This is a genomic window from Corynebacterium evansiae (genome assembly GCF_027570065.1).
Lineage (GTDB): Bacteria > Actinomycetota > Actinomycetes > Mycobacteriales > Mycobacteriaceae > Corynebacterium > Corynebacterium evansiae.
The window spans coordinates 18,411-36,880 of record NZ_JAKMUT010000007.1 but is presented as its reverse complement, the minus strand read 5'-3'; the positions used below and the strand labels follow the sequence as shown (position 1 = coordinate 36,880).

The window sequence follows — 18,470 nt, the reverse complement described above, 5'->3', positions numbered from 1 at the left end:
GTGCCTAGTGTTTGCCTATTGTTAGGCGTCACTGGTCGCGTGCTTAGACACCACGCGGCGGCATTCACATTCCGGAGCTGTGTAAAGAGCCGCTGAGCTGCTGAGCCGCTGAGCTGCGAAGATGCGCGTGCGACTATAACGCACCAGAAAAACTTAACTTAGACAACAGCAGGTTGAGGCCCCACGTTTTTGTGCGTGGGGCCTTTTCCGTTGCTCGGATGTTTCCCGGATACGTTGCCCAGCCCAGGTAATCTGGCACAGCTACTAAACACGCAGCTTGGCGGTTCCTTCACCGCTGGCTCCAGCGGCCGGTGGCGCCGTGATGCTCAGGTTTTGTCCGGCCACCGTTGCCAGTGGCGCCGTGATGCTCAGGTTTCGTCCGGCCACCACTGCCATTGGCGCTAGATGTCGGAAAAGTTGCAAAACTAAAATTGGCGCCGAAAACGCGACCCTCGGAAAACTCGCTGACCTGCATGTTTACAAAATTGGTAATGGTTTGCGGTAACAAATTGCAACTTTTCCGACATTTAGGCCTCCATATCGCAGGCTTCTGGGCCATTCGGGGCTCCTGGTGGTCCGGAATGTCGTTAGATCGGGAATACGTCGGCCGGTTCGGGCTGTGCGGAGCCTCCGTTGGGCCGGAATGTCGCTAGAACGGGAATACGCCGACGCCCACGACGGCTTGCAAAACTCTGCAACGCCCTGACCTGCGCTTTTGCGGTATTGCAAATCAGTGTTAATAACGTATTCCCGTTCTAACGACATTCCCTTCTATACGTGGTCGCAAAAAGGTCTCCGCTTGCCCCGGATTCCCGTTCTAACGACATTTTCCAGCTGCAGGGCGCAGAAACTATGGCTTTAGGCCGCCGGAACTGGGAGCCGAGGGCCGGAACAGGGGGGCAGGGCTCAGAATTTATGGCCCCGGGCCGCCGGAACTGGCAGCCGAGGGCCGGAGCAGGGCCCGGGGTCGGGGAACAGGGGCCCGGGGTGCCGAGCCACCAGCACCCCGGGCGCCGAAATTTCGCCACCTGAGCTGCCGAATTCCACTTGCTTAGCCAGCCGAATGTGCCAGGATAGCTCTGTGAAGAAAACTCAGCTGGTTCGCAGCTTGGCATTAGTCTCCATCCTCGCGCTCGCCGGATGTTCCAATTCGGGCGTCTCCATTTCCCCTAGCTCTTCAGACTCCGGCGGGGCGGACGGCTCCTCGGACTCCAAAGCCCTCAGCGTCTACGATGTCGCGGAGGCCTGCCAGAAGGCCGTTGAGAAGGATCTCAACAAGAACAACATTCCGCACGATAAGCTTTTCGTGCACGCAACGGACGTTTCCGAGACACACCTGTCCGACGACGACTTCGACGGTCCACTCAAGGGCTCGCTGTACAACGACGACTATTCCGGCGCCTTCCACTTCGACTGCGAAACCGACGGATCCACCACAAAGGTGGATAACTTCGATTTCCCGCAGGAAAACTTCCGCGTCGATTCCTCCAGAAACCGCTCGCAACAAACGGAGGTAGACCCGAACCGCCTGGACCCGGACAACGATGGCGCCGGCCGGGCCGGCCGCGACGACAACCTGGGAATTACCTACCACAACAAGGTGGACTGGCAATTCCTGGAAGCGCCGGGCAAGGTCGTCCCCGGCGGAATGATTCTGAACCGGACGAATGGCTCCTCGTGCTCGACGGGATTCATCGCCTCCCGCGACAACCGGGTATTCATTGTTACCGCAGGTCACTGCGGAAACAAGGGGGATAAGTTCGACATCCGCGATTCACGTGGCAATACTCTCCGGGTGGGGGAGATGGTGGAATCCTACGTGGAGCGTCATGGCCAGGGCATCGTTGGTGCAGACATTGGATTGATCGAGCTCTACCCAAATGTCAGGCAATACGTCGATTCCGCACTGCCTATGAATACCAAGCTCAAGGGCTGGATCACGCCGCAGGAGGCCGAGCGCCGCAACATGGAGATTTGCCGCCTCGGTGCCACCACCGGGTACTCCTGCGGAGTGTTCGTCAGTGTGGACAAGGCAGGCCAGTTCTACTTTAGAAACATCATGGATCGCGGAGATTCCGGCGGCGCCATCTTTGCCGTGGACAGAAGTGGGGTATGGGCGCTTGGCGTGGTCTCGCGGGTCAGCGACTACAACAAAACCCTCGGCGGCGGAATGGAAATCGCCAGCGCGATGCGGCACTGGGGCCTAACCCTCCACGGCTAGCCCACCAGCCGCCGTAGTCACCAGCACCCCGGCACCCCCTGGCCGCCCGGCTGGGATCACCCGGCGCAGCTGTTAAACCCGCAGCTTGGCGGCGCCTCCGCCGCCCTCACCGGCGGCCAGCGGCGCCGCCGCCTCCAGTGCCTCCACGCCGAAGGCCATGTCGTGGGTATTGTCCGCGCTGGTGTAGGTGCGGCGCTCCTTGATGTAGTCGTGCTCCATCCGCCACGGATCCCCAGCGGCCTGGCGCGGCAGAGTCCCCACGCTGCGCTGGATATAACCGCTGGACATCTCCAGAAGCGGCAGGTCAGCGGGCTCGCCGTCGGGCAGGACCGGGCACGCCCACTGCTCGCCTCGCGAGTCCATGTCCTTCCATAGCTGCACCAAGTACCGCGAGGTCATGTCCGCGCGCAGCGTCCACGACTGGTTCAAATACCCGATGGTGTAGGAGAAGTTCGGCAGTCGATTAGCCATCATGGCACGATAAGCCACCAGAGATTCGGTGGGTACTGGGGCGCCATCGACTGAGAAGTTGGCGTCACCAAAAGCAAGAAGTTGTAGTCCCGTGGCGATCACCAAGACATCAGCCTCGATGTACCCGCCGGAGCGCAACAGCACCCCGCCGGCGTCGACGCGCTCGATGTGGTCGGTGACGACCTTCGCCCCGCCGCGCACGGCCTTGAAGAAATCGCCGCCGGGGGACTTGCAGACGCGCTGGTCCCACGGGCCGTATGGGGGAGTGAAGTTGCGGCGGACCTCGTCGGCGGGCAGGTAAAGGCGGTTCCAGCCGCGGAACACCAGCTTCGCGATGCTGGGGAAGGTTTGGCAGAGGTGGTACTGCGCCATGTCGCGGCCGATGTGCAGGGAGCGCGCCAGGCGGTGGCCGAATTTGCCGGGTTCGGTGCTTAGGCCCAGGCCGACGAGGGAGCTGATCGTGTCTGTCTCCGGCAGCGGCGCGATGTAGGTGGGGGTGCGCTGCAGCATCGTGACGTCCGCACCCATCGCGTGCAGCGCCGGGACCAGCGTAATTGCCGTCGCGCCGGAGCCGATCACCGTGACCTTCTTGCCGCGCACGTCGAGGTCGCGGGGCCATTGCTGTGGGTGCAGGGCGGTGCCTTCGAAGGTGTTGACGCCCTCAATCTCCGCCGTGAACCCCTCAGCATGGCGGTAGTATCCGGTGGCGAAGTGGAGGCGGCGCGTCCACGTGGTGATGGTCGGCTGCTCGGGGTTGGCGGAGGCGGCAGAGTCGGAGCCGTCGGTGCCTTCGGAGTTTGCGTGACCCGTGCGGCCGACGCGCATGGTGACCTCCCACAGGCCGCGGTCGGTGTGGAAGTTCACGGATTCGACCCAGGTGGATAGCTGTAGGCGGTCGAGCATGCCGATTTCCTGGGCGGCTTCGCGGCAGTAGTCGCGGATCTGCTTGCCGGAACCGAGGGTGCCCTTGTGTGGCCACTTCTTGAAGGGGAGGGAGAAGGTGGCCATGTCGGAGTCCGAGCGGATGCCGGGGTATTGGAAGGTGGCCCAGGTTCCGCCGACGTCGTAGTTGGAGTCCACGGCGGCCCAGTTCCAGCCGGGGAAGTTCTTGTTTACGTGGTAGGCGATGTCGATGCCGGAGAGCCCCGCGCCGACAATGAGGAGGTCGAGGGGGCGCTCGGCGGTAGCCTCCGTGAGTGCGGGGAGGGTTGAGATGGAGGAGTTGGTGGTTGGGTCGGTGGGTGTGGAATTCATGAGGCACACCGTACTCCAAGGTCGTGCAGTGTGTAGGAAAACCAATATTTTACTTCCGCTTAGGAAACCAAACATGAAGGGTGTGGGCTTATAGCCATGAACGCGGTTATGGCGGTGAATAGAGTGTGAATAGTTTAAGGATTTGGACGACCTGGGGGTTTGTATGAGCGCGATCGCCTGGCCTGCGGGTTTGTTTATCCCCAGGTTATCCACCGATGAAAGAGAAGCTTTCACACTAGTCACACGCCTCTGACCTGCGCAAACGTGGAAACGTGCAGGTGAGAGCGTTGGCTATCCACAAGTTATCCACAAGCCATCCTGGGGGATTGGGGGTTATGCACATTTCCTCCACAGGTATATCCACAAAGCCTGTGGATAACTTGTTCTGTATTGCCGCTTAGGGGTTGTCCCGCGCTGCCATTAAAGTGGTCGGCATGAGCGAAAATGCAGGCATGAACTTCGACGACGGCGCCCCGCTGCCGGAGGAACCTTTCGACGACTTCGGCGGTCCCAGCGACTTCGGCGCCGGCTCGGGAGGTGGCTTCGGCGCTGGCTCGGGCGCCGGGGGAGCGGGCGGCTTCGAGTCTTCCGGTCGTCGCGGCGGGGGTTTCCAGGGCGGTCGCAGGGGCCGTGGCGGCCAGGGCGGCCACGGTGGCTCCCAGCAGATTGTCCGCGAGATGCCGCAGAACCCGGAAGCCGAGCAGGGCGTGCTCGGCGGCATGATGCTGGATAAGGACGCCATTGCGGATGTCGTGGAGGTCCTCGTTGGTGATGACTTCTACGTGCCGAAGCACAAGACTATTTTTGACGCCATACTTCAGCTGTACGGCGAGGGTAAGGAAGTAGACCCGGTCATCGTCAGCGGCCGCCTGGACCGCGATGGCGTGCTGAGCTTCATCGGCGGCGCTGATTACCTGCACAGTGTCGTCCAGAAGACTCCGACCTCGGCAAACGTCGGCTACTACGCCTCGATCGTGCGGGAGAAGGCCACGCTGCGCCGCCTGGTGCAAGCAGGCACCACGATTGTGCAGCTGGGTTATGCGGGTACCGAGGGTGCGGACGTGGATAACGTGGTGGACCGCGCGCAGCAGGAGATGTTCGCCATCACCAACGATGCCGCGAAGGAGGACTACGAGGTCTTCGCGGAACTGGTGGCCTCCACTGTGGGGGAGATCGAGCAGCTGGAGAGCCAGGATGGCGTGGAGATGGGTATCCCCACCGGCTTCGCCGACCTGGATGACCTGACGAATGGCCTGCGCGGCGGCCAGATGGTGATTGTCGCGGCCCGCCCGGGTGTGGGTAAGTCCACGCTGGCGCTGGACTTCATGCGTTCGGCGTCGATCCAGCACGGCAAAGCGTCGGCGCTGTTCAGCCTGGAAATGAGCAAGTCCGAGGTCATGATGCGCATCTTCTCCGCGGAGGCGGAGGTGCGCCTGGCTTCCATGCGCGGCGGCAAGCTGACCGACGACGATTGGGACCGCCTGACCGTGCGCATCGGCGAGATCGAGGACGCGCCGATCTACATCGACGATTCGCCGAACCTGACGATGATGGAGATCCGCTCGAAGGCACGCCGCCTGAAGCAGCAGGTGGATCTGCAGCTGATCGTGGTGGACTACCTGCAGCTGATGTCCTCCGGCAAGCGAGTGGAATCACGCCAGCAAGAGGTCTCTGAGTTCTCCCGCCAGCTGAAACTGTTGGCCAAGGAGGTCAACGTGCCGGTTGTTGCGATCTCGCAGCTGAACCGTGGCGTGGAGTCCCGCGGCGACGATGCGCTTCCGCGTGTCTCTGACCTGCGTGAATCTGGTTCGTTGGAGCAGGATGCCGACATGGTCATGCTGATCAACCGCCCGGACTCGCAGAACCCGGATCACGAGCGTGCGGGCGAGGCGGACATCATCCTCGCTAAGCACCGTGGTGGTCCCATTGGCACGGTGACGGTGGCCAACCAGCTGCAGTTCTCCAAGTTCTCCGACATGGCCCGCGACATCAGCCCTATGCCCTAAATCCCACGCGGGGCATCCGCGTGCTGGTGCTTCTGCGCCCCGCGCCCCCGGAGGCGGGGCGCGCGGCGGGCGGCGGGTCGCGCGCTGCCCCGCGCCGCGCCTAAGGCTGTTCGTTCAGCTTCGCCAGGATTGAGTAGAACTGCTCAACTTCCGTATCGGTCAGCCGGTCAAACACCAGCCCGCGCACCTTCGCCACGTGGCCGGGCGCAGCAGTAGTGATCGCGTCGAGACCTGCGGGTTCAAGGACAACATAGGCCCCGCGCCCGTCGGCGTCACAAGTTTCGCGGCGCACAAGACCGCGCTTCGACATGCGCGTGATCTGGTGCGATAGGCGCGAACGGCTCCACTGCATCATGTTCGCCAGCGCGACGATTCGCTGCTGGTGGTTCGGCGATTCCGAAAGATGCACCAGAACCTCGTAGTCGGACAGGGATAGGGAAGTTTCCGCTGCCAGCTGCTGCGCCAGCTCGGCATTGATCTGGATGTGGGCGTTGAGCCACGCTCGCCACACCTGCTGCTCGCGGCTGCTCAGCCACGGGGTTCCCGCGTTGGCATCCGCATCTTGCGGAGAAGAGGTGTTTTCTTGTGTCATGTGCACCATTATCGCACATCAGTCAATATTGTTGATACATCAACTACAAGTGTGTAGGGTAGGAGCCAGCGCCGCATAGAGCGCACCACACTGGCTGAGAACGCCAACGGAAAACACCAATCGAGAACACCAACCGAAATATCTACCCAGAGACTTAACGAAAGGCTCAACATGACGAACGTCAACAACTACTCCGGCAACTTCCAGATCGACGCGGCACACTCCGAGATCGGCTTCGTCGCCCGCCACGCCATGGTCACCAAGGTTCGCGGCGCGTTCACCGACTTCGAGGGCACCGCCACCTCCGGCGAGAACCTGGAGGGCGCAAAGATCGACGTCAAGATCGACGTCAACAGCGTGGACACCCGCAACGCTGACCGCGACGGCCACCTGACCTCCGGCGACTTCTTCGAGACGGAGAAGTACCCGCACATCACCTTCACCTCCACGGACATCACCGCCGCCGGCGAGACCGCCATCAAGGTCACCGGCGACCTGACTATCAAGGACGTCACGAAGCCCGTCACCATCGAGTTCGACTTCACCGGCGAGGTGCAGGATCCGTGGGGCCAGACCCGCGTCGGCTTCGAGGGCTCTACCAGCATCAACCGCCGCGACTTCGGCCTGGAGTGGAACACCGCCCTCGACGGCGGCGGCGTGCTCGTCTCCGAGAAGATCACCCTGAACTTCGACATCTCCGCCGTTAAGCAGGCCTAACTCGCCCGGCCGCTTGGCCGCCTAACCCAGTTGCCTGGGTAATATTGCACCCATGAAACGCCTCCCGCCCGTCGCCCTGGTCTTCCTCGGCGGCGCGCTGGGGGCGGTTTTTCGTTGGGCGCTAACTGTCTGGATTCCCGCGCTCGGCGACCCTACGCGAGTCCCCGGAGCGGCAGCCCCGCTGAACGTCGCCGGAGGAATTTCCCTCGGGGACATCGCATTGCTGGTGGTCAACGTCCTGGGAGCACTCCTGCTGGGCCTTCTGGTCGGCATGATCCCGGATTCCGCCCACCCGCGCCGCGCGTTCTGGGGCATGGGGCTGCTCGGCGGTTTCACGTCGTTTAGCTCGCTCGCTGCGGCTATTGACGCCCCCACCGACTCAACTACCGCCGTCCTCATCGGGGGAGCCTACGGACTGGTCACGCTGGTGCTTGGCCTGCTTGCGGCTGCGATGGGGCTGCGCCTCGGGCGGGATTTGAATGAGCTGGCGCGGCTACGGCACGGGGGCAGTGCAGCCCAAGTAGCCAGCGGCGCCGGTGCTGACCCTGAGGCCGCGCCGGGGGATGGGGGCACGCGATGAGCACCGGAGCGACCCTCGTGGAGCTGCTGGCTGTCGCCGTCGGCGGCGGAACGGGCGCGGCCGCCCGCTATGGCCTGGATACTTACCTGAAGTCCCGGCGCGGCTGGGCACCCCTGTGGAGCCTGGCGGTGGTGAACCTCCTCGGCACCGCTCTACTGGGCCTGATCCTTGGCTTCACCTCGCAGTACGCGGCGGGCATTGGCGGGCTGACTGGGCCAGCGAGCGCCGGCGCGCCCGGCGCGACGACCGGGACCCAGGACATCCTATTCCCCCTGGTAGGTCTGGGCCTGGCCGGTGGGTTCACCACGTTTTCCACGGTAATGGTGGAGGTCTTCACCCGGCCGCAGCCCACCCGTCGCATTGTCGGCGTGGTGGCGATGACCGTCGCCTGCTGCGCGGTATTCTTCCCCGCGCTTTGGGGCGGGGTGACGCTCGCGGGCGCCTGACCTGCCGCGATTTACGCGGCAGCGCCTAGCATCTGCTACTTCTTGGCAGTGACCCAGATGTCGATCTCCGCGTAGGTGGATTCCTTACCTTCGTCGTCGGCGAAGTGGATCGTCACCGTCACGGTCTGCCCGCCGGATTCCTTGGTGATCTTCTCGAAGTCCGGCAGCTCGGCCGTCGCGGTGGCCGTCAGGCTGCCCTTCGTCTTCTTCAGGTACTTCGTGCGCATTCCCTGTGGCAGCCAGCGGTGGGTGTTGGGGATGGATGCCTCAGCCAGCATCCCCATCGCAAACTCCGCCACATTGCAGGCCGCAATGGCGTGGAAGGTTCCGATGTGGTTATTCAGCAGCCACCACTTCTTCGACTTCACCTGGCAGTAGCCCGGTCGCAACTCCTGCAGGCGCGGTTGTACGGTCAGGAAGTAAGGCGCCTTAGCGCTGGCTGCCAGCGAAAACAGGCCGTTGCCAAACGGCTTCTTCGCAAGATTCTTGTACATTTTGAAAGTGCTAGACGGATTCGCGTTGGCGTCATAAATAGACATAGTGAGAACTCTAACGCGGAATAAAGCGTGCGTTGCGTAATGTTGGAAAAACATACGCGCCCCTTTTAACGGTGCGCAGTGACAAAGAAGCGACAAAGCAGCGACAAGCTTTGAACGAAGCAATCAACCCGAAGGGAAAGAAATGGCGACCACTGAAATCACCGGAGCAAACTTCCAGGAAACCGTACAGGGCGACGGCATCGTCGTGCTGGACTTCTGGGCAGACTGGTGTGGTCCGTGCAAGCGCTTCGCCCCCATCTTCGAGCAGGCCTCCGAGGAAAACCCGGACGCTGTTTTTGGCAAGGTGGATACCGAAGCCAACCAGGAGCTTTCCGCAGCCCTGCAGATCCAGTCGATCCCGACCCTGATGCTGTTCCGCGACGGCGTGCTGCTGGCTCGCGAATCCGGCCTGCTGCCGGGCAAGGCCATCAACGAGCTGATCGCTAAGGCCAAGGAGCTGGACATGGACGAGGTCCGCAAGCAGATCGAGGCCGAGCAGGGCGAGGCGCAGTAAGCGCTCAGCGCGCCCGGAGCGCGCTACAACGTGTTGACGTCGATGACGAAACGGTAGCGCACATCCGAATCCAATACGCGCTGGTAGGCCGTGTTGATCTCCTCTGCCGGGATGACCTCCGCCTCCGCGGTGATGCCGTGGGCGGCGCAGAAATCAATCATCTCCTGAGTCTCCCGGATACCACCGATAGCACTGCCCGCCACGGAACGGCGCTTACCGATCAGCGCACCAGCGCTGATCTGCATTTTCTCCGGCGGCAGCCCCAGCATCACCATCGTTCCGCCACGCGCCAGGGTGGAAATAAACGGCGCCGGATCCAGCGGGGCGCTGACCGTATTAATGATCAGGTCGAAGCTCGCCCTGAAGGGCTTGTGCCAGCCCTCCTCCTTGGTGGCGACGTAACGGCTGGCGCCGAAAGCCAGGCCGTCGGCCTCCTTGGACTTCGAGTGGCTCAAGACCGTCACGTCCGCGCCCATCGCCGCGGCCAGCTTTACCGCCACGTGCCCCAGGCCGCCCATGCCGACGACCGCCACGCGGGAACCTTCGCCCACGTCCCAGTGCTTCAGCGGGGAATACGTAGTAATTCCAGCACACAGCAGGGGAGTGGCCGCCGCGGCCGCATCCGACTCCAAGTCGGCGAAGGCCTTCGGGATGCGGACCAGGAACTCCTCGCGACACACGATGTGGGTGGAGTAACCGCCCTGCGTGATCGTGCCGTCGAGGCGGTCGGGCGCGTTGTACGTGCCGGTCGAGCCGCTCTCGCAGTAGTTTTCGTCGCCTTCGCGGCAGGCATCGCAATCTAGGCAGCTATCCACCAGGCAGCCGATGCCGACCACATCGCCGGGGCGGAAGTTCTGCACCTCCGTGCCAACCTCGGTGACCTCGCCGATGATCTCGTGGCCGGGGGTCATGGGGAAGTTATCGTGCGGCCAATCTCCATTTACAGTGTGGATGTCCGAGTGGCAGATGCCCGCCCAGCGGATCTTGATTAGGCAGTCGTTGGGGCGCAGGTCGCGCCGGGAAATTGTGGATTTTTCCAGCGCCTCGCCGGCGCCGGGGGCTGAGTAGCATGCAACGTCCATGCTCCCCAGGCTACGCAGGCCCCGCGTGCGCAGCGCGGATTCGCACGGCCTGCGCTGAGGCGCGAGCGGGCGCGGCCTAGAGGGCGTCACCAAAAAGAACTGCGATTCGCGCAACGGCGCCGCGGCGGGGATAATGCGTAAGGGCTTTACAACAGGAGGCACGAAATGGGACGGATCAACGGCAAGAAGGCCGCAGTGGCGCTGACCGCCGGGCTGGTCGGCTTCGCCGGTACCGGAATGGCCGTGGCGAAGGGCGGAATCTCTGCGAACTTGGCGCTTTCCGGCTCTTTCTTCACCGTGACGATCGGCGGCCTGTCCGGGCAGGATTTCTCCCTGTTCATGGATAACGATGCGAAGGGCGATGATCACCTGCCCGTAGCGCGCGTGAAGATTAAGGAGGCGAAGGCCTCTGACCTGTGCCTTTCCACAACCGTGCCGGACCTTCCCGCCGTTGGCGAGGCCACCCTTTCGCTGCGCGCCAACGGACAGAACAGCGTTGATGCGGACGATCTGATCGTGGGCTCCACCGACATTAAGGGCAGCCTGCGGATGGCCGACCCCAACCTTGGTATTGACGCCAGCCAGGTCAACCCCGAAGCGCCGGACGATGCCTGGGGTCTGCACTCGAAGGACGTGCAGATTGTGGCGGAGAAGATCATTGCCACGTCGGTTGGGGCGAAGCAGCTGAACGTTTCCGGAGTGGAGGCGAGCGTGCGCCGAGGAACCGAGAATGCCTGCTAAAGGGCGGTTAGCGCGCTTCGCCGAGTGGCGCCGCAACCGACCGTTCGTGCCGGGACTGTTGGTGCTGCTTTCGGGTGTTGTGATTATGACGCCCGCGTATCTGACGCTGCGCATTTCCGACCTACTGGTGATGATCTCCACGCTGTCGGGGGTTTCCACGCTCTTCCTGGGCGCGGCGCAGATCATGTTCGCGCTGGGTATTTGGCTGAAGCCTGCCACGGCGCCCTACCTGGGAGTTTTCGCCATTTTGGTATCGCTGGTGGCGCTGCCGGCCTCCAATATCGGCGGGTTCCTGTTGGGTTCGCTGTTGGGTATTTTCGGCGGGGCGTTTGCCCTGGCTTGGGAGTCGGGGGAGCGGAAGCCGAAGAAGGCTCGGGGCGAGGGCAAGGAAAAGGACGGGGGCTCCGGGGGTGGATACTCCGCGACGATCGCGGCCCTGCTGGTGGCAGTGGGGATCGCCACCGGCGTGGGCATCCTGAATGCGAATGCCCCGTACAGTGTGGCACAGCCCGCGCGGGTGGGCGACGTCGGCCAGGTCACCGCAGATAACGTGACCTTCAAGGGGAACGTGCACATCGGCGTGGATTCTGTAGGCACGGAGCACGGCGGCCGCGACCTGCTGCGCATCACCGGCGACCGGCTGGAGATCAAGAACCTGCAAATCAGGCTGCCCGGCCAATGGGGCGACGGGCTGATGCAGACCGGCCCGGATGTGGAAACCTACGTGGTCGAAGGCCCCGTTGTGGTGGAGGCTACGTCCCTGGAGGCCGTTCCCGCGTTGGCTGAGATCTCCACGGTGCCGATGAAGGTCGATATTTCCGCTGGCGCAGGGGAAGTGCTGCACCAGCTGGGCCTGATTCCTAGCGAGGCGCCGATCCCGGACCCGGTGATGGAGGTCGTCTCCCTGAAACAGGTGAAGCTGGACCTGTTGCACTTGACCGGGCGGACCATGGACGCCCCGGTGGTTCACCTATACCCGCTGTAGCGGAGGGCTTGACTTCCTCCCCCGCTTTCGCTCCGTGCGCCACGCGGAAAGTCAGTACGCTGGAATGCAGTTAACTTAAGCAAACTACTACATCTCGACTAAGTACCGACTACATAGCGACACAGGAGTTTTCCCATGGCGAATCCATTTTCTAAGGGCTGGAAGTACTTGATGCAGTCCCTCGACACCAAGATCGAGGAGAACGCGGATCCCCATGTGCAGATCCAGCAGGCCACGGAAGCGGCTCGCAAGCAGCACCAGCAGATTTCCGAAAGTGCTGCTCGCGTGATCGGTAACCGCAATCAGCTGGAAATGAAGATGAACCGCCTGCAGGAGGATGCGGAGAAGCTTTCGGGTAACGCTCGCACTGCCATCCAGCAGGCCGATAAGGCTGCGGCCGACGGCGACCAGGCCAAGGCCAACGAGCTGAATCAGACAGCGGAGCTGTTCGCTTCTCAGCTGGTCACGGTCGAGCAGCAGCTCGAGGAGACCAAGCGACTGTACTCCGGTGCGGAGGAGGCCGCCCGTCAGGCGCAGCAGCAACAGCAGCAGTCCGCTGCCCGCCTTGAGGATCAGATGGCGCAGATCAACCAGCTGCGTTCCCAGGTGGATCAGGCGAAGATGCAGGAGGCCACCGCGAACTCCATGCAGCAGATGGATGGCTTGGTGCAGAACGATGACGTGCCGACCCTGGACAGCGTGCGCGAGAAGATCGAGCAGCGCTACGCTCAGGCGCTCGGCAGCCAGGAGCTCGTCGAGAACTCCGTGCAGGGCCGCATGTCGGAGATTGAATCCGCTGGTAACGACATGCGCGCCAGCTCCCGCCTGGAGGAAATCCGCGCCCAGCTGAACGCCGAGAACGGTGCGAACGCCCTCGAGCAGGGCGAGGGCAGTGGCAACGGCACTGGCGAGGCTCAAGGCGAGCTGGAGCGCTAACCCGCCCACCCCGCTCTACCCCGGTGGCCCCGCCTACCCTGCGCCCACCATTCACCCCTCTGCGACCAGCAAACCTGGTGTAAAGTATCCAAGGTTCGCGGGTGCACCAATGCGCCCGCCTTTTACATCGTGGAGGGATACTTTTGTCTGAAGAATCTATTTCTGACGCCACCAACTCCGACCGCGCGGAGCACTCCGTCCCTCCCGGCGAGCCCGCGCCCGGCGCAAAGCTCCTAATCGGTGTGCTCGTCGCCGCGGCTTTCGTGGTGATTCTCAACGAGACCACCTTGGCCGTGGCTTTGCCCGTTTTGATGGGAGAGTTTGGCGTCACCGCCGATGCAGCGCAATGGCTGACCACAGCATTCATGCTCACGATGGCCGTGGTCATTCCGATGACCGGCTATATCATGCAGCGTTTCCGCCTGCGCTCGATCTACGCGACGGCGCTGACGACCTTCCTGGTCGGCACGGTGCTCGCGGCCGCGGCGCCGACGTTCCCGATCCTGCTACTGGCGCGCGTGGTGCAGGCTAGCGGCACGGCGCTGGTGATCCCGATGCTGATGACCACCATCATCCGGCTGGTCCCCATTAACCGCCGCGGCGCGGTGTTCGGCCTGGTCTCGGTGGTTATTGCAGTGGCTCCGGCGCTGGGTCCGACATTCTCCGGCGTGGTGCTGGAGGCCTTGGGCTGGCGTTGGATCTTCATCCTCGTCGCTCCACTGGTGCTGATTTCCCTGGTCGCAGGCCTGTTCCTGGTGAAGAACTTCGAGGAGCCGAGCCGCCCTTCCCTGGACGTGCTCTCCGTCTTCCTCTCCGCGTTCGGCTTCGCGGGCCTGGTGTACGGCCTGGCTGGCCTGTCGGAGCTGGCCGATGGCGTGCCGGTGCAGCGCCTGATCATCCTGGCTGCGGGTGCGGTGATCCTGGCGGTATTCTTCCTGCGCCAGCGTTCCCTGGAGCGCAGCTCTAAGCCGGGCGCCACTCCGCTGTTGAACCTGCAGCCGGTGCGTGTGCGCGAGTACAACCTCTCGCTGGGGTTGCTGCTGTTTACGTTCTCCATGCTCTTCGGCTTCATCATTCTGATGCCGCTGTACGCACAGAACGTCGCCGGCCTGTCGGAGCTGAAGACCGGCATGGTGTCCCTGCCGGGCGGCCTGGTCATGGGGTTGCTGGGGCCCGCGGTCGGCCGTGCCTACGACGCGCGTGGCACCCGCCCGCTGATTATCCCGGGCAGCATCTTGATCACCATCGGCATGATGGGCTTTGCCGCCCTGGAGCAGACGGAGCACCTGTTTTCCTGGGTTGGTTCCGGCACGTGGCCGGCGTTTGTGCAGCTCATGCTTGTTACGGTTGTGTTGAACTTGGGCATTGCTTTGATGATGACGCCCCTTATGTCCAACGCTCTGGCGGCCGTTCCGGACTCTTTGGCTTCCCACGCGCAGGCGATTCTGAATACTCTCCAGCAGGTTGCCGGCGGCGCGGGAACGGCGATCTTCGTGGCTGTGATGACTTTCGCTTCCGCGCGCTACGCCTCTAGCAATGCTGAGGAGTTGGCGAGCTTGGGTGCCACGGATCCTGCGCTGGCCGAGGCGCAGGTGGTTGGCCAGGGCATCCACGTGGCATTCCTGGTGGCGGCTTTCGCCTCGGTTGTTCTGATGGTGGCCTCGGCGTTTTTGAAGTTGGATGCGAAGGATTCCGCGCACCCGGGCGCGCCCCGGGAGGTCTAGATCGCCCGGTGAGAGTGTTGTCCGCTAGTGGGGGTGCGAACCAGTGCTGAACTAGAAAAGCGCCGACCGGTGGTCGGCGCTTTTGTGCTGAGCGGGCCCGCGGCGGAACCCCGTTGAGTTCGATCAGAAAATTTTTATAGCGGCAGCTTGCGCAGGATCGGCAGCGGCAGGTGCTTCAGGATCAGCATGATCGGGCGGAACAGGGGGTGCACCCAGATCAGGGACTTGCGGTTATCCACGGCCTTAGCGATGGCCTTGGCCACGTCTTCCTTGTCCACGGTCAGCGGCGCGTCCTCCAGGTCCTTGGTCATGTTGGTGCGCACCTGGCCTGGGCGGACGGTCAGCACGCGCACGCCGGTGCCACGAAGGGCCTCGTTCAGCATGCGGTAGAAGCCATCCAGGCCAGCCTTGGTGGAGCCGTAGACGAAGTTGGAGCGACGGACCATCTCACCTGCAACGGTGGAGAATGCCACGATCTGGCCGTGGCCCTGCTTCTTCATGTAGTCGGCCAGCAGCACGCCGACGGAAACGGCGCCGGTGAAGTTCACCTGCGCGGCCTGCACGGCCAGCTTCTGGTTGGTCCACTGCTTCTCGTTATCGCCCAGAATTCCGAACGCAACGATGGCCAGGTCCACGTCGCCGTGGCTGAAGATTTCCTCGAAAACCTGCGGGTGGGAATCGAAGTCTACTGCGTCGAAGGAGACGGGTACGACCTCGCTGGCACCGGCGGCGTTCATGCGGGCGGTGGCGTCATCCAAAGACTCGCCAGCACGGGCGGCCAGGATCACGCGCGCGGGGCCGCGGGAGAGGAACTCTTCGACGACGGCGAGGCCCATGTCGGACGCGCCGCCGAGCAGCAGGATGGACTGGGGTTTGCCAACGGCATCAATCATTGTGACTCTCTTTCGGTGTTTGAAGCTCTATGCAGTTAAAGCTCGAGGCGGCGGGACATGTCGGAGGCGAAAACCCCCGTCGGGTCGATGCGCTTGCGGGTGGCCAGCCAGCCGGGCAGGCCGGGGTACATCTTGTGGAAGTTCTCGGCGGAGGTGCGGGACTCCTTGGCCAGGTACAGGCGGCCGCCGAACTCCATCACGCGACGATCCAGGTCGTCCAGGAAAGCACCCAGGCCCGGCTTGATCGGGAAGTCCACGCAGACGTTCCAGCCCGGCATCGGGTAGCTCAGCGGGGCCTTGTTGCCCTCGCCGAACAGCTTGAATACGTTCAGCGCGGAGTAGTGGCCGGAGCGCTGGATGTCGCGGATGATCTCCTTGAATGGCTCCACGGCCTCCGTCGGTACGACGAACTGGTACTGCAGGAAGCCCTTGGAACCATAGCCGCGGTTCCACTCGCCGATCAGGTCCAGCGGCTGGTAGAACTGCGTGAGGTTCTGCACCTGGTTGCGGTACTCGCCGGACTTTAGCCACCACAGCTCGCCGATGGCCACCATGGACAGCTTGTTCATGGTGAAGCTCGGGAAGATGTCCGGCACGGTCATCAGCTGCGGGGCCTTGAACTTCAGCGGATCCTTCGCCAGCTTCGGCGCGTACTCCTTCAGCTGGTCCAGGGTTGCCAGGGAGCCACGGGAGATCGCGGCGCGGCCCAGCTTCGGCTCCGGGCTGATCGCGTCGAACCAGGCGGAGGAGTAGGTGAAGTTGTGCTCCGAACCGTCGGAGTGGAACGCGATGGTCTCGTCCAGGGAGTGCGTCATGTCTCCATCGGCGATGAAGTACGCGGTCTCCGTCTTCGTCATCTCAATGGTCGCGCGCAGGATGATGCCGGTCAGGCCCATGCCGCCGACGGTGGCCCAGAACAGCTCGCCGTCCGGGTCGTCCTCGGAGCCCTCCGGGGTCAGGTGCAGCACGCGCCCGTCGGCCACCAAAAGCTCCATGGAGCGGACGTGGTTGCCGAAGGAACCCGCGGAGTGGTGGTTCTTGCCGTGGATATCCGGGCCGATAGCGCCGCCGATGGTCACCTGGCGCGTACCGGGCAGCACCGGCACCCACAGGCCGTAGGGCAGGGCGGCCTTCATCAGCTGGTCCAGCGTCACGCCAGCATCCACGTCCACGATGGCGGTATCGGGGTTGATGCTGTGGATCGTGTTCAGCTGCTGCATGTCGATGACGAGCCCGCCGGCGTTCATGGCCGGGTCGCCGTAGCTGCGGCCCATGCCGCGGGCGATCACGCCACGCTGCAGGTGGCTGGGCTTATCCGCGTTATCGTCGGCCACGCGCGCGACGGCGGCGGCAATCTGATCGACATCCTGTGTGGACAGAACTTCGGCGGTCGTGGGGGCGGTGCGACCCCACCCGGTGAGGGTACGAGTGCTGGTGTGCAATTCCATGTTCTCTACCCTAGCGCCCGGGTGCGACAACCCCTGGGCGCGGCGCCGCGTGGGGCTCAAGTTGCCAGCGTTTTCGCAGTTGCGGTGTGGGCGGCGTCACTAAGAAAGGGCTAGTACAGCTCCATGATCTGGCGGATTTCCTCCGGTAGTTCCTCGGGCTCGGTGATGGTGGGGCCGTCGTATTCGCGTAGGATGTCGCGCACCCGCTGGCGGCTAGTGCTGTCGAGGATGGGCAGTTCCTGGGCCATGAGGCGCGTCATGAACTCGTTGAGCGGCAGGTTCGTGCGGGTGGAGGCCTCGTAGCTGCTTTCCTTACCGACGCCACCGACTCGCACCGGCGCACTCCTGTGTTCCTGCTCGGCGGGGGAGAGCTTGGAGCGCTTGAAGAGTTTCGCGGCGGCGGGGAACCTATCAAAAACAGCCATGGGGAAGATCATAGTCGGTGGTAACCTCCAATAGCGATGAGCACAACTGCCCCTGAAAGCACTGCCACCGAGTCGGGTGTCGCCGCGAGTACCGCGGCCCCCGGCGCGGACCCCGCGGGCTCCGGCGCCACTCCCAGCACGCCCGAGCCCGTCCGCTACGACCCAATCATGGTCGTGGCCGCCACAGGCCCCGCCGACGACCCGACTTTCGCCATCTGGCAGGTGGAAACCGACCCTGACGTGCAACTCGGCGACTTTTCCGGCGCCTGGCTGATCGATGGCTCGGGCATCCACGGCTTCGCCGCCAGCGCGGATTGGATCGAGGGGACCGACGACCGCGCGGCCATGCTCGCCGCCCTGCTGCGCTACCCCGTGCTGTTTGTGGGCGACGAAGCGGCCGCGAAGGTGCTGCCGAGCGATGTTGCGCTGGTTGATGTGGAGGCTACGGAGGTTGCTCTTAATGACGCCCTCGCCTCCGCCAAGCAGCATTTCAGCGACGAGTTCCCGGGGAAGAAGCAGCCGGCGTGGGGGAGCTTCCGCACGCTGGAGGAGTTCCGGGAAGCCGAGGCCGGCGTGGCTGGCCAGGTCGGCGGGGCTGGTGGCGGCGCGGGTGCTGCCGACGAGAGCGATGGCGCAGGCGAGGGAGCCGATGAGGCTGGCGCGAAGGGAAGCGCTGGCGCAGGCGCAGGGGAAGCAGAGCGCGCCGGAAGCGAGGCCGAGCGAGCGGCCGTGGCGGTGGCGCTGCAAGAGGCCGCCGCGCTGCGCGGCTGGATCGCGCAGTACAACGCATTCGACAAGTTGCGAGTCCGCCGACTTGGCCCTGTGATCAGCGAGTTCGTGACTGCTCAGCCGCTTCCGCTGGTTCTCGCCCAGCGAGGTTAGCCGGGCGCCATTAC

At 63.6% G+C, this 18,470-nt stretch carries 18 protein-coding genes; 11 read left to right on the top strand and 7 right to left on the bottom strand.

The window, feature by feature from the left end:
- The first annotated feature begins 1,081 nt into the window (after nucleotides 1–1,081).
- A complete protein-coding gene (locus L8V00_RS08095; protein WP_034985492.1) occupies nucleotides 1,082–2,221 on the top strand; it encodes a S1 family peptidase in 1,140 nt (379 codons plus the stop codon).
- A 72-nt stretch (nucleotides 2,222–2,293) separates the two neighbouring features.
- Here the strand turns inward: L8V00_RS08095 and L8V00_RS08090 are convergent, their stop codons facing one another.
- Nucleotides 2,294–3,946, bottom strand: a complete 1,653-nt coding sequence (locus L8V00_RS08090) for a flavin-containing monooxygenase (protein ID WP_269944719.1) — start codon at nucleotides 3,944–3,946, stop codon at nucleotides 2,294–2,296.
- 434 nt (nucleotides 3,947–4,380) lie between these two features.
- Here L8V00_RS08090 and dnaB point away from each other — a divergent pair, with 434 nt between their 5' ends.
- On the top strand, nucleotides 4,381–5,952 hold the full coding sequence (dnaB, locus tag L8V00_RS08085) for a replicative DNA helicase (RefSeq protein ID WP_070488593.1): 1,572 nt from the start codon (nucleotides 4,381–4,383) through the stop codon (nucleotides 5,950–5,952).
- A 100-nt stretch (nucleotides 5,953–6,052) separates the two neighbouring features.
- Here the strand turns inward: dnaB and L8V00_RS08080 are convergent, their stop codons facing one another.
- On the bottom strand, nucleotides 6,053–6,544 hold the full coding sequence (locus L8V00_RS08080) for a MarR family winged helix-turn-helix transcriptional regulator (protein ID WP_269944718.1): 492 nt from the start codon (nucleotides 6,542–6,544) through the stop codon (nucleotides 6,053–6,055).
- Nucleotides 6,545–6,715: 171 nt separating this feature from the next.
- Between L8V00_RS08080 and L8V00_RS08075 the strand changes: the two genes are divergently transcribed.
- From L8V00_RS08075 to L8V00_RS08065, 3 genes are read left to right on the top strand one after another with little or no spacing between them, the layout of a single operon-like run.
- On the top strand, nucleotides 6,716–7,261 hold the full coding sequence (locus L8V00_RS08075) for a YceI family protein (protein WP_239200835.1): 546 nt from the start codon (nucleotides 6,716–6,718) through the stop codon (nucleotides 7,259–7,261).
- A gap of 52 nt (nucleotides 7,262–7,313) precedes the next feature.
- Complete coding sequence (locus tag L8V00_RS08070; protein WP_269944717.1) at nucleotides 7,314–7,841, top strand: FluC/FEX family fluoride channel; 528 nt, start codon at nucleotides 7,314–7,316, stop codon at nucleotides 7,839–7,841.
- Nucleotides 7,838–8,287 (top strand): FluC/FEX family fluoride channel, encoded by a 450-nt coding sequence (locus L8V00_RS08065; RefSeq protein WP_269944716.1) that lies wholly within the window; start codon nucleotides 7,838–7,840, stop codon nucleotides 8,285–8,287. Before L8V00_RS08070 ends, L8V00_RS08065 begins: the two co-directional genes overlap by 4 nt.
- A gap of 35 nt (nucleotides 8,288–8,322) precedes the next feature.
- Here L8V00_RS08065 and L8V00_RS08060 read toward each other — a convergent pair whose 3' ends face one another.
- Nucleotides 8,323–8,781 carry a hotdog fold domain-containing protein gene (locus tag L8V00_RS08060; protein ID WP_237746251.1) on the bottom strand — a complete coding sequence of 153 codons (459 nt, stop codon included), beginning with the start codon at nucleotides 8,779–8,781 and terminating at the stop codon, nucleotides 8,323–8,325.
- Between the two features lie 187 nt (nucleotides 8,782–8,968).
- Between L8V00_RS08060 and trxA the strand changes: the two genes are divergently transcribed.
- Nucleotides 8,969–9,340 carry a thioredoxin gene (gene trxA / locus L8V00_RS08055; RefSeq protein WP_035003598.1) on the top strand — a complete coding sequence of 124 codons (372 nt, stop codon included), beginning with the start codon at nucleotides 8,969–8,971 and terminating at the stop codon, nucleotides 9,338–9,340.
- Nucleotides 9,341–9,363: 23 nt separating this feature from the next.
- On the opposite strand, the gene L8V00_RS08050 is transcribed toward trxA, so the two are convergent.
- Complete coding sequence (locus L8V00_RS08050; protein WP_269944715.1) at nucleotides 9,364–10,422, bottom strand: NAD(P)-dependent alcohol dehydrogenase; 1,059 nt, start codon at nucleotides 10,420–10,422, stop codon at nucleotides 9,364–9,366.
- 165 nt (nucleotides 10,423–10,587) lie between these two features.
- Here L8V00_RS08050 and L8V00_RS08045 point away from each other — a divergent pair, with 165 nt between their 5' ends.
- From L8V00_RS08045 to L8V00_RS08030, 4 genes are all read left to right on the top strand, one after another.
- Nucleotides 10,588–11,163, top strand: coding sequence for a DUF6230 family protein (locus L8V00_RS08045; RefSeq protein ID WP_269944714.1), 576 nt, complete (start codon nucleotides 10,588–10,590; stop codon nucleotides 11,161–11,163).
- A complete protein-coding gene (locus L8V00_RS08040; RefSeq protein ID WP_269944713.1) occupies nucleotides 11,153–12,148 on the top strand; it encodes a DUF6114 domain-containing protein in 996 nt (331 codons plus the stop codon). The genes L8V00_RS08045 and L8V00_RS08040 overlap by 11 nt, the downstream gene beginning before the upstream one ends.
- 135 nt (nucleotides 12,149–12,283) lie before the next feature.
- Nucleotides 12,284–13,084, top strand: a complete 801-nt coding sequence (locus tag L8V00_RS08035; protein WP_269944712.1) for a PspA/IM30 family protein — start codon at nucleotides 12,284–12,286, stop codon at nucleotides 13,082–13,084.
- 143 nt (nucleotides 13,085–13,227) lie between these two features.
- Nucleotides 13,228–14,808 carry an MDR family MFS transporter gene (locus L8V00_RS08030; protein WP_274707167.1) on the top strand — a complete coding sequence of 527 codons (1,581 nt, stop codon included), beginning with the start codon at nucleotides 13,228–13,230 and terminating at the stop codon, nucleotides 14,806–14,808.
- 134 nt (nucleotides 14,809–14,942) lie between these two features.
- Here L8V00_RS08030 and L8V00_RS08025 read toward each other — a convergent pair whose 3' ends face one another.
- From L8V00_RS08025 to L8V00_RS08015, 3 genes are all read right to left on the bottom strand, one after another.
- Complete coding sequence (locus L8V00_RS08025; protein ID WP_239317791.1) at nucleotides 14,943–15,701, bottom strand: decaprenylphospho-beta-D-erythro-pentofuranosid-2-ulose 2-reductase; 759 nt, start codon at nucleotides 15,699–15,701, stop codon at nucleotides 14,943–14,945.
- Between the two features lie 35 nt (nucleotides 15,702–15,736).
- Entirely contained in the window at nucleotides 15,737–17,149 is a 1,413-nt protein-coding gene (locus L8V00_RS08020; RefSeq protein ID WP_269944711.1) for a decaprenylphosphoryl-beta-D-ribose oxidase, read from the bottom strand.
- A gap of 110 nt (nucleotides 17,150–17,259) precedes the next feature.
- Nucleotides 17,260–17,574: a hypothetical protein gene (locus L8V00_RS08015; protein WP_370642244.1), complete on the bottom strand. Its 315-nt coding sequence runs from the start codon at nucleotides 17,572–17,574 to the stop codon at nucleotides 17,260–17,262.
- Between the two features lie 36 nt (nucleotides 17,575–17,610).
- Between L8V00_RS08015 and L8V00_RS08010 the strand changes: the two genes are divergently transcribed.
- Nucleotides 17,611–18,456 carry a hypothetical protein gene (locus L8V00_RS08010; protein ID WP_269944710.1) on the top strand — a complete coding sequence of 282 codons (846 nt, stop codon included), beginning with the start codon at nucleotides 17,611–17,613 and terminating at the stop codon, nucleotides 18,454–18,456.
- The last annotated feature ends 14 nt before the right edge of the window (nucleotides 18,457–18,470 follow it).